The 533-nt window shown below is 63.4% G+C and carries 1 protein-coding gene; it reads right to left on the reverse strand.

Annotated features, from left to right (window positions below; genetic code table 11):
• Window positions 1-138 precede the first annotated feature (138 nt).
• Window positions 139-533: hypothetical protein (locus tag DEQ92_RS21735; protein ID WP_115821773.1), on the reverse strand; the 395-nt coding region annotated here is incomplete at its 5' end.

Consider the following 533-nt stretch of genomic DNA (forward strand, 5'->3'; position numbering starts at 1 on the left):
GCACCGGCGCCGTACAAGCAGGACCGTCGCTGATACGGGAACGAAGCCCGAAGCCGTCGCTCGCGGAGCTCAGCATCGGGCGATCGGGAGTCGGTGAGAATCCGGCGGTGACCAGTCGCTGCGGACCGGTGGTGGATTTCAGTCGGAGATGAACTTGTTGTCGCGCCAGTTCACGCCGTTAGAACCGTTCTCGCTCTTCGAGGGGTTCTCGACGACCTCGATGCTCGCCGGGCGCTCTTCGCCTTCGACGATGCGGTGGGCCGTGAGTTCGCCATCGAGTTCGGTGATCGCGGTGAGCGTGCCCTTCTCAGCGAGCAGCGCGATTTCGCGCAGCACGAGGAACATCGGATACTGCAGCGCCGTGTTCTGAAGGACGGTTTCGCGGTCGCCCTTGAAACAGGCGAACTCGACGAGTTCGGAAGGGATCTCCTCTTCTTCTTCCTCCCAGCGCGGTGCGCCCGCGCGCGGCGGCTCTTCCTCGTAGACGCGGTTCTCTGTGATGCTGGCTTTCAACTGTGCCGTCGGGGTGTACA

This window comes from Haloferax sp. Atlit-6N, from assembly GCF_003383195.1.
Classification (GTDB): Archaea; Halobacteriota; Halobacteria; order Halobacteriales; family Haloferacaceae; genus Haloferax; species Haloferax gibbonsii.